This is a genomic window from Pseudomonas sp. W2Aug9, assembly GCF_023127755.1.
Classification (GTDB): domain Bacteria; phylum Pseudomonadota; class Gammaproteobacteria; order Pseudomonadales; family Pseudomonadaceae; genus Aquipseudomonas; species Aquipseudomonas synxantha_A.
On sequence record NZ_SPKL01000020.1, the window covers coordinates 464230 to 472330 of the forward strand.

At 61.7% G+C, this 8101-nt stretch carries 9 protein-coding genes; 1 reads left to right on the plus strand and 8 read right to left on the minus strand.

All coding sequences use genetic code 11. From position 1 onward, the window contains the following. Positions 1-108: 108 nt before the first annotated feature. Positions 109-1110: a sensor domain-containing diguanylate cyclase gene (locus E3O56_RS15740; protein ID WP_032878465.1), complete on the plus strand. Its 1002-nt coding sequence runs from the start codon at positions 109-111 to the stop codon at positions 1108-1110. A gap of 99 nt (positions 1111-1209) precedes the next feature. Here E3O56_RS15740 and E3O56_RS15745 read toward each other — a convergent pair whose 3' ends face one another. The 8 genes from E3O56_RS15745 to E3O56_RS15780 form a co-directional block, all read right to left on the minus strand. Then, on the minus strand, positions 1210-2418 hold the full coding sequence (locus E3O56_RS15745) for an HDOD domain-containing protein (RefSeq protein WP_248128520.1): 1209 nt from the start codon (positions 2416-2418) through the stop codon (positions 1210-1212). A gap of 118 nt (positions 2419-2536) precedes the next feature. Further along, a complete protein-coding gene (gene gabT, locus E3O56_RS15750; protein ID WP_078819994.1) occupies positions 2537-3814 on the minus strand; it encodes a 4-aminobutyrate--2-oxoglutarate transaminase in 1278 nt (425 codons plus the stop codon). Positions 3815-3992: 178 nt separating this feature from the next. After that, positions 3993-5435, minus strand: coding sequence for an NADP-dependent succinate-semialdehyde dehydrogenase (gabD, locus tag E3O56_RS15755; RefSeq protein WP_032878469.1), 1443 nt, complete (start codon positions 5433-5435; stop codon positions 3993-3995). Between the two features lie 296 nt (positions 5436-5731). Next, positions 5732-6046 carry a RebB family R body protein gene (locus E3O56_RS15760; RefSeq protein WP_003187551.1) on the minus strand — a complete coding sequence of 105 codons (315 nt, stop codon included), beginning with the start codon at positions 6044-6046 and terminating at the stop codon, positions 5732-5734. Between the two features lie 50 nt (positions 6047-6096). After that, entirely contained in the window at positions 6097-6411 is a 315-nt protein-coding gene (locus E3O56_RS15765; protein ID WP_005783676.1) for a RebB family R body protein, read from the minus strand. Between the two features lie 82 nt (positions 6412-6493). Then, entirely contained in the window at positions 6494-6814 is a 321-nt protein-coding gene (locus E3O56_RS15770; RefSeq protein WP_248128521.1) for a hypothetical protein, read from the minus strand. 40 nt (positions 6815-6854) lie between these two features. After that, positions 6855-7481, minus strand: coding sequence for a hypothetical protein (locus E3O56_RS15775; RefSeq protein ID WP_003187547.1), 627 nt, complete (start codon positions 7479-7481; stop codon positions 6855-6857). An 82-nt stretch (positions 7482-7563) separates the two neighbouring features. Further along, the coding region (locus E3O56_RS15780) for a hypothetical protein (RefSeq protein WP_248128522.1) at positions 7564-8101 on the minus strand (538 nt) is incomplete at its 5' end.

Genomic DNA, 8101 nt, shown 5'->3' on the forward strand with positions numbered 1-8101 from the left:
CGGAACTTCACTGCAAATCCCCTCTCTCAAAGAACACTTCGCCATCATGGTGACCCCTTGTAGTGACCGCTGCTCCATCCTGCGGCGCGCCCAGAGAGAGTTGTACCGATGGTTCACGAAAAGCCCTGCCTGCCCGATGTGCCCACTGCCGAGCCGCCGCGTCCAGCTGCGGCGGCGACCCTGTTGGCGCTGATGCATGCCCAGGGCGAAGTGGAGCGGCTGAGTGAGCGCGAGCAGTTGCTCAGTTCGCTGTTGGTCAGCGTGAACGCTGTGCTCTGGGCCATCGATTGGGCAACCCGTCGCGTGCTGTATGTGAGCCCAGCCTACGAGCGCATATTCGGTCGTTCGGCCGGTTTGCTGTTGGCCGACCACCGCGAATGGCGCAACAGTGTTCACCCCGAAGACCTCGATTACGCCGAACACAGCCTGGCCCGCGTGCTGGAACAAGGCGCCGTGGAAGACCGCGAGTACCGCATCATCACCGCCGACGGGCAAATCCGCTGGCTGAGTGACAAGTGCTACATCAACCAGCAGGTGGTGCCCGGTGAACCGCTGATTGTGGTTGGCATGGCCGAAGACATCACCGAAAAGAAGCTGCTGGAGCTGGAACTGCAACGTCTGGCCACCACCGACGTGCTGACCCAAAGCAGCAACCGCCGGTATTTTTTCGAATGCGCCAACCAGGCGTTCGACAACGCCTGCGTTCAGGGCACACCGCTGGCGTTCCTGTTGCTGGACATCGATGACTTCAAGGACGTCAACGACACCTACGGCCACCTGGAGGGCGATCAGGTGCTGCGGCGCATCGCTGAGAGTGGTCGGGGGGTATTGCGCCGTGGCGACCTGTTCGGGCGCATTGGCGGCGAAGAATTCGCCGCTGTGCTGCCCGGTTGCGCGCCAGAAATGGCCCTGCAAGTAGCCGAACGGCTGGGCAAGGAGATCCAGGCCTTGTTGTTCAGTTATGAAGGGCGCGAGTTCAGCGTGACCGTCAGCCAGGGCCTGGCCAGCTTGCGTGAAGATGACTCCACCCTCGACAGCCTGTTCGCCCGGGCGGATGCAGCGATGTATGAGGCAAAACGCCAAGGCAAGAACCGCGTTATAGCCGGTTGATACCGATCAACTGTGGGAGCTGGCTTGCCTGCGATGGCGTCTTGGCTGACCCACCGCTATCGCAGGCAAGCCAGCTCCCACAGTTGATCGGTGTGTGTTTCAGGTTTTGCGTACTCGCGTCAGTTCGGACAAGCCCACCTTTAGCAGCCGTGCGGTCTTGCTGCCGGCCAGCTCTTGCAGCCCTTCGTGCTCGGTCAACCGCGCCATCTGCGTCGCCAGGTTCACCACCAAGGCTTCGCGTGAATACACACCGCCTTCCAGTGAATAGGTGGCCGCGATCAATTGGCGCAATTCCAACGGCAAGCGCCAGCGAGTGCGCAACGCCGAACCGTAGGCGGCGCCGAAGTTGTCGAGGGATTCGCCGATCGCTTCGTCATCCAGGGCGCCGCCGCCCTGACGCCAGTCTTCCAGGCAGCGCAACAAGGCCAGGTCGCCCAACCGATGCAGGATGCAGGCGCTGTAGCAGCGCTGGTGATCCAGTTCCAACATGCGTGCCAGGCGCCGGGCGTACTCGGCGCTGTCCTCGGACAACTGCCAGTGCCGCTCGGCGTAGGCCACCAGCCCAGAGTCACCCAGCACCACGTTGTGCTTGAGCGCAAGGCCCAGGATGAGGTTCATGCTTTGCCCAGGGACCAGCTTGTTCAGGGCCGCGTGCAGAGTCTGCACCGGCGTGCCGTGATACCCGGCACTGTTGGCGGCAGCGATCAGCACAGCGGTGATTTGCGGGTCCATGCGCACCTGATCTTCAAGCTGCTGCAGGTCCACGCCCTCGGGGCCCAGGCTGCGATGCACCGCCGCTTTCACGTCCACACGCAACGGTGCGCCATCGCAGACCTCTCGGCGCTGCTCCAGGAATGCTGGCAAGGTCATTCCCGGTGCCAGCGCCGGGATCTCGCAATACACGCTTTCGCCTTCGTTAAGCAGCAGGTCTTGCAGGCGCTGGGTCAGGCTCTCCATGTTCAGCGGGCGGGTCAGGTAGGCCGTGGGCGCCAGGGGCAAGGCTTCGCGTACGCTGGCGCTGTCGTTGCGACTGCTCAGCAGAATAAATGGCAATGCGGGGGAGCGGCGCTGCTGGCGCACACTGCGCAGCAGGCTCAGACCATCGACGCCTGCAAGCTCCCAATCCGCCAGGATCAGGTCATAGCTTTTCTCACGCAACAGCGCAGCAGCGTGGTCACCATCTGCGCACACATCCAGCCGCGCGTCACAACGCACATTCAACAACACTTGCTTGAGCAGGTCCCGCGACCAGGGGTCCGCCTCGGCAATCAACACTCGGGGTACAGCAGGTAAATCAACAGCAGTCATCCAGCACGCTCCATCGGCAATGCTTGCACCTTAGACAATGCCGCCGCGTGCGTACAATGAAGCAGGCACAAAAAAACCGCCGAAGCGGTTTTTTTGCTTTTCGTAGGAGCGGGGCGTGTCAGAGTTCGGAGAAACACTCTTCGATAATCGCCAGACCCTTGTCCAACTGCTCGTCCGGCGAGGTCAGCGGCACCAGTACGCGCAACACGTTGCCGTAAGTACCACAGGACAGCAGGATCAAGCCCTTGTCACGCGCCTTGGCCACCACGGAGGCAACGGCGGCAGCGTTTGGCTTGTGGGTGTCGCCGTCTTCGAACAGCTCGACCGCGATCATCGCGCCCAGGGCACGCACTTCGCCGATCACCGGGTACTTGGCCTGGATGGCCTTGAGGCCGGTCACCAGGCGCTCGCCGACAGCCTTGCAGCGGTCCAGCAGGTGCTCTTCTTCGAACACTTCCATCACCGCAAGGGCTGCCGCACAGGCGATCGGGCTACCGGCATAGGTACCGCCCAGGCCGCCTGGGGCGATGGCGTCCATGTATTCGGCCTTGCCGCACACACCGGCCAGCGGGAAGCCGCCAGCGATGGATTTGGCGAAGGTGGTCAGGTCGGCGGCAACGCCCATCTGTTCCATGGCGAAGAAGGTACCGGTACGGCCGGCACCGGTTTGCACTTCGTCGGCGATCAGCAGGATGCCGTGCTTGTCGCACAGTTCGCGCAGGCGCTGCATGAAGGCTTTCGGCGCGACGTAGAAACCGCCTTCGCCCTGTACCGGTTCGATGATGATGGCGGCGATATCACGTGGCTCGGCATCGTTCTTGAAGATGCGTTCGATGCTGGCGATCGAGTCATCGACGCTCACACCGTGCAGTTCGTTCGGATACAGCGCACGGAACACGCCACCTGGCATCAGGCCCATGCCGGCCGAGTAAGGCACGACCTTGCCGGTCAGGCCGAGGGTCATCATGGTGCGGCCGTGGTAAGCGCCCGTGAAAGCGATCACACCAGCACGGCCCGTGGCAGCGCGGGCGATCTTCACCGCGTTTTCCACCGCTTCGGAACCGGTGGTGACCAGCAGGGTTTTCTTGGCGAAATTACCCGGCACCTTGGCGGCGACTTTTTCGCACACTTCGACGTAGGGCTCGTAGGCCAATACCTGGAAGCAGGTGTGGGTCAGCTTGTTCAACTGCTCGGTCACGGCCGCGATGATTTTCGGGTGCACGTGGCCGGTGTTCAGCACGGCGATACCGCCGGCGAAGTCGATGAACTCGCGACCTTCAACGTCGGTCACGGTGGCGTTCTTCGCCGAGTCGGCGAAGATCGGGTGAATCTGGCCAACACCGCGCGGTACAGCGGCTTCGCGGCGTTTCATCAGGGAAGCGTTGGTCTTGCTCATAAAGTCCTCATTCGCCACTCATCGGGTGGCGTGGTCCAAGGCATACGTGGCGGGGAGGCAACTACGGCAGCATTCGATGATCGACTGCCCCAGCTTTCCCGGCCACTACGAATAACGATGTGAAACACGCAAAGGGACAGCGCTCTCGTGCCCTCTGCGTTTACTGCAATCCCGCGCCTTAGATACCCAGGCAGAGGTATTTGATTTCCAGGTAATCCTCGATCCCGTACTTGGAGCCTTCACGGCCCAGGCCCGAGGCCTTGATGCCGCCGAACGGCGCCACTTCGTTGGAGATCAACCCGGTGTTGACGCCGACCATACCGTACTCCAGGGCCTCGGCCACACGGAACACACGGCCCAGGTCACGGGCGTAGAAGTAAGAGGCCAGGCCGAACTCGGTGTCGTTGGCCATCGCGATAACGTCGGCTTCATCTTTGAAGCGGAACAGCGGCGCCAGCGGGCCGAAGGTTTCTTCCTTGGCCACGGCGGCGTCTTTGGAGACGTTGGTGAGGATGGTCGGCTCAAAGAAGTTGCCTTCCATCGCCTTGCCACCGGCCAGCAGCGTGGCGCCTTTGCTCAGGGCATCAGCGATATGTTCCTGAACCTTGGCCACGGCTTTTTCGTCGATCAGCGGGCCCGTGGTGGTGCCTTCTTCCAGACCGTTACCGATCTTCAATTTGGTCACCGCCACCTTGAGCTTTTCAGCGAAGGCGTCGTACACCGAATCCTGAATGTACAGGCGGTTGGCGCACACGCAGGTCTGGCCGTTGTTGCGGTACTTGGAGATGATCGCGCCTTCGACGGCCTTATCCAGGTCGGCGTCGTCGAACACGATGAACGGCGCGTTACCGCCCAGCTCCAGGGAGACTTTCTTGATGTCCTTGGCGCATTCGGCCATCAGCTGGCGACCGATTTCGGTCGAGCCGGTGAAGGACAATTTACGCACGATCGGGTTGCTGGTCAGTTCGCCGCCGATGTCGCCGGCGCTGCCGGTGACCACGCTGAGCACGCCTTTGGGGATACCGGCGCGGTGCGCCAGCTCAACCAGGGCCAGGGCCGAGAAGGGGGTTTGCGAGGCCGGCTTGATCACCATGGTGCAACCGGCGGCCAGGGCCGGGCCGGCTTTGCGGGTGATCATCGCTGCAGGGAAGTTCCACGGGGTGATGGCTGCGGTCACGCCGATAGGCTGCTTGATCACGATCAGGCGCTTGTCGGGCTGGTGGCCGGGGATCACGTCACCGTAGATGCGCTTGGCTTCTTCGGCGAACCATTCGATAAAGGAGGCGGCGTAGACGATTTCGCCCTTGGCTTCGGCCAGTGGCTTGCCTTGTTCGAGGGTCATCAGGCGGCCGAGGTCGTCCTGGTTTTCGATCAACAGTTCAAACCAGCGGCGCAGCTTGTTGGCGCGCTCCTTGGCGGTGAGTGCACGCCAGGCCGGCAGCGCCTTGTCGGCGGCTTCGATGGCACGGCGGGTTTCCGCGGCGCCCATCTTCGGCACGGTGCCGAGAATCTCGCCCGTGGCCGGGTTGTTGACCTTGATGGTCTGACCGTTGTCCGCATCGACCCAAGCGCCATCGATAAAGGCTTGCTGGCGGAACAATTGGGTATCTTTGAGCTGCATGTCGGCTTTCCTTAACAGCACCGCGCGCACGCGGAGCGAATTAGAGTTGTTGAAAGGCGCCTTGTGGGCTGCCGTCAGGGAAATCAGCCCCAGCACGCAGAAGAAATAAAAGTGCGCACGGGAGACAGAGCGTTTGAAATCTCAAACGAATCCTAGGATCAATGGGGGTACAGGGCAATAGGATGTTCGAAAAAAAGAACGAATATGGCGCATCCGGCTCATCTTTCAGATCAAGCGCACACACGACAACAGCCCCGGAGCCTTGTGGGCGCCGGGGCCGTTGGGGACCTCGCAGCTTAAGGTTGGAACGACTTGAGCACGGCCAGCAGGCTGGTCAAGTTGTCGGCCACGCCGCCCTGGGCGACTTTTTCGGTGGCCGCGGCGCCAGCGGTGGTGTCGACACTGTAGATCTGCATCACGCCCTGGTTGGTGGCCGCCTGGGCCAGGGTGTTTTGTTGCTGTTGGGCCGAGACCGAGTTCTGGAACAGGATCGCCGTGGCCTGGCCCATGGATTGGTAGATGGTGCTCATGGCCATCGCGGGTGATTCGGCAACCACCTTGACGTTGGTCTGGGTGACGGCATCGGTGATTTGCGGGCTGACTGTACTCATGGTTGAAACTCCTGGGTTGAGAAAGAACAACATCCGTTATCGCTCAGTGCTTAAGGCTGGAAAGACTTGAGCACGGTCAACAGGCTGGTGAGGTTATCCGACACGCCGCCCTGGGCGACTTTCTCGGTGGCCGCCGCACCTGCGGTGGTATCGACGCTGTAGATCTGCATCACGCCCTGGTTGGTGGCCGCCTGAGCCAGGGTGTTTTGCTGCTGTTGGGCCGACACGGCGTTCTGGAACAGAATCGCCGTGGCCTGCGCCATGGATTGATAGATGGTGCTCATCGCCATCGCTGGCGATTCGGCCACCACTTTGACGTTGGTCTGGGTGACCGCGTCGGTAATTTGCTCGTTAACAAATGCCATGATCAATTTCCTTATTTAGTACACGGTGCATTCCGTGTTCATCAATGAACGTTGCCAAACAAGGGCTGTGAAACCTGTGGCTTCAGGATTTCGCAGGTCCGGCCCGGGCGGCCTCGATCCGTGCGATCAACTGCTGGATCTCCTTGTTCACTTCACGCTTGAGATCCAACTGCTCGACGCTTTGATCGGGCGCGCCATTCAGCGCTTGGCGTACCGCCGCCTCGCTCTGCTGGGCGGCCTGGCGAATGGCCTGCTCGTTGGTCTTCGATTGTTCAAGCACCTGCACCGCGCGTTTGAGGCTCTCGTCAACGATGGCTCGCGGCGCACCCTCGAACATTTGCGGGCTGCGCAGCATCGCCTCAAGCCGCTGGCGATCAGCGCTGGATAGAACCGGTGGCTGCATGTGAACCTCCTGCGGAACTGGCTGGACGGCAACAGCGCCGCTAAAGCCGCACCTCAACGTTGTCCTGCCAGAAGCCTGCAAAGTAAAAGTGCGGCGAGGAATCACAGAAGGTCGCCAACTCCGCAGGCGTTATGGCGCTAGGCTGGTTGGGGAAAATGGCAGGCGGAGGCGGCAGCAGATTGGCCTCGTTGTAGAGGTTGCCGACTTCATAACAGTTGGCCGCAAACTGCGAACAAAAGGACCCGCTGCCGATGTCGATGGACTCGTTGATCCGCGTCACCAGGCTGGTATCGGAAGTCCAGCGCCGAAAGGCTGAGATCATCGCGTTCCACACGCTATAGCGGCCCCGGATATCACCGCCGATCTTGTCGAAATAGAACTGCTTGGCAGCTACCGTCGCCGCCTCGCCCAGTTCGGTATCCACGCAGGAAAACACCATCGCCGAGCGCGGCGGTTTTTCCAGGCTCAGGTCGGTCAGGGCCAGGCCACTGCCGACACTTTCGATCACCATCGTGTCGCTTACCGCAATCGCCGGATGCACCACATTCAGGTAGGTCGTGTCCTGCGAGAACACCTTGGCCTTGACCAGTTGACCGGCTTTGATAAACGCCCGCGTAGCGCTGTCGTCATCTTGTTTGACAGAAAAAATAATATCTCCAGGCTGCATGATGTCGCTCCTCACTCAAGAAAAGTTGCTTTCAAGTTGCTGTTGCACCGCTCCAGCCGAACGCTGGAGCGCTGTGCTGGGTTCAGGCCGCTGGCGCGGCCCGGTTGGCCAGGGTGCTCGCGTACTTGGCGATGCTCTGGTCGATCTTGTCGATGGCCACGCTGGCGGCTTCGGCTTCCATGGCTCCGGCGGCGGCGGCCACGGCGGCAGCGGCGCCCACAAGCAGGTCGGTGGCCAAGGCGCCCAAGGCGTCTTCGGCAGCGCCTGGCAGGTTGTCGTTGACGATGTTCTCGGTCATTTGCTGGAGCAGCACGGCCTGGGCCGCCAACGCGATCTTGCTGACCCCGTCGAAGTACCCCGCCGCCGCCTGCGCCACCAGCCCGGCCGCCTGGCTGATCATCATGTCGGCCGGCACCGCGATCTGCGCCGGGGCATAGGCAAAGTTCTGCGCGTTGGTGAACTGCACCGCCTGCACGATCTGGCTATTGAGCGCCGCCGTGCTATCGGGCGACGGCGTGCTTACCTGGTTGAGCAGGTGCTCGTTCATGCGCGCCATGATCGAGCGCGAGGCCGGTGCAGCGGGCGCTGGCGGCGGCGGGTCGGCGGCGGGCGTTGCTTGG

What these genes read in the sequence shown, in the direction of transcription:
- E3O56_RS15740 (WP_032878465.1), top strand. Translation starts at nt 109, where the DNA reads ATGGTTCACGAAAAGCCCTGCCTGCCCGATGTGCCCACTGCCGAGCCG.
- E3O56_RS15760 (WP_003187551.1), bottom strand. Translation starts at nt 6,046, where the DNA reads ATGAGTACAGTCAGCCCGCAAATCACCGATGCCGTCACCCAGACCAAC.
- gabT (WP_078819994.1), bottom strand. Translation starts at nt 3,814, where the DNA reads ATGAGCAAGACCAACGCTTCCCTGATGAAACGCCGCGAAGCCGCTGTA.
- E3O56_RS15775 (WP_003187547.1), bottom strand. Translation starts at nt 7,481, where the DNA reads ATGCAGCCTGGAGATATTATTTTTTCTGTCAAACAAGATGACGACAGC.
- gabD (WP_032878469.1), bottom strand. Translation starts at nt 5,435, where the DNA reads ATGCAGCTCAAAGATACCCAATTGTTCCGCCAGCAAGCCTTTATCGAT.
- E3O56_RS15770 (WP_248128521.1), bottom strand. Translation starts at nt 6,814, where the DNA reads ATGCAGCCACCGGTTCTATCCAGCGCTGATCGCCAGCGGCTTGAGGCG.
- E3O56_RS15765 (WP_005783676.1), bottom strand. Translation starts at nt 6,411, where the DNA reads ATGGCATTTGTTAACGAGCAAATTACCGACGCGGTCACCCAGACCAAC.
- E3O56_RS15745 (WP_248128520.1), bottom strand. Translation starts at nt 2,418, where the DNA reads ATGACTGCTGTTGATTTACCTGCTGTACCCCGAGTGTTGATTGCCGAG.